Source organism: Pseudomonas sp. PS01303, assembly GCF_029959385.1.
Lineage (GTDB): Bacteria > Pseudomonadota > Gammaproteobacteria > Pseudomonadales > Pseudomonadaceae > Aquipseudomonas > Aquipseudomonas rustica.
On record NZ_JASCPK010000314.1, the window covers coordinates 1 to 1,132 of the forward strand.

The window sequence follows — 1,132 nt, forward strand, 5'->3', positions numbered from 1 at the left end:
GATTTATCCCCGTTGGGCTGCGATGCGGCCCCAAAACCTCAGCATGCGGTGAGTCAGGCTGAACTATGGTGGCTGGATTGGGGCTGCTTCGCAGCCCAACGGGGATAAATCCCCTCGCCACAAAAACCTCACCTATCGGGGCTGGAAACCGCGTCTGCCTTGTAGGCCGCCGGTGTGGACGAAGACCAGTCGTGTGCCACTGGCAAATCTGCCCGCGTCTATCTGTTCCTTGAGGGCCAGCAGCGCTTTGCCGGTATACAGCGGTTCCAAGGGCACACCGCTAGCCTGTTCGGTCTGTTCAATAAACGCCAACAACCCCGGATCAACCTTGGCAAAACCACCTCGGCTGGCATCAATCAATTCATACCCCGCATCCACCCGCCCCGCTTCTCGTAGAATCGACTCAACCTGCGGCGCCACACCGTGATCTTCCGGCACCGCCAACGCACCATAAACCGTATGCGCCCCCGCCTCGGCAAGCACCAACCCCGCCAGCGTCGTCCCGGTGCCGCACGCCAGCCACCAGCCGTGGTAATCACTCCAGCCCAATGAATGCAATTGCGCGTCGACTTGCTCCTTAAGCGTCACGCAACCGAGCGCACCCGATAATCCCCCGCCACCCTCCGGCACCGCATGCAACTCTGGATACTGCGCCCGCCACGGTAACCAGAACCCCGGCTCATGCCGTGCCCGGTAACCGGCAAACCCCAACCAATGCAGGTGCATGCCGAACGCCTGCAGATCCTTCACCGTCGGCGTTTCCTGCGGATGCCCGCGCAACAGCCCCACGGTTTTGAACCCCAGCCGTTTTCCGGCCGCTGCCAATGCATGCAGATGATTGGAATGCGCGCCGCCAAGGCTGATGATGCCTTCGGCGCCCGCACGGTCGGCAGCTTTGAGGTGTTCGCTGAGTTTGAACCACTTGTTGCCACTGATCAGCGGGTCGATCTGGTCGAGACGCAGGATCGCCACTTCGATGCCGGCGGAAGTCAGCCAGTCCAGATGAAGAGGTTCGAGGGGGGCTTGGGGAAACATGAGCACTGCGTAATCTGAAAAAAACACATACTAGTAGGAGCTGCCGCAGGCTGCGATCTTTTGATCTTGTCTTTAAAAAACAAAATCAAAAGATCGC

The 1,132-nt window shown here is 59.5% G+C and carries 1 protein-coding gene; it reads right to left on the bottom strand.

Going from position 1 to position 1,132, the window contains the following annotated elements; all coding sequences use genetic code 11:
• Positions 1-132: 132 nt before the first annotated feature.
• Positions 133-1,035 (bottom strand): pyridoxal-phosphate dependent enzyme, encoded by a 903-nt coding sequence (locus QMX93_RS30740; protein WP_282359337.1) that lies wholly within the window; start codon positions 1,033-1,035, stop codon positions 133-135.
• Between the last annotated feature and the right edge of the window lie 97 nt (positions 1,036-1,132).

Bases quoted from the DNA above. Each gene is read 5' to 3' on its own strand.
- QMX93_RS30740 (WP_282359337.1), bottom strand. From the start codon at position 1,035: ATGTTTCCCCAAGCCCCCCTCGAACCTCTTCATCTGGACTGGCTGACT.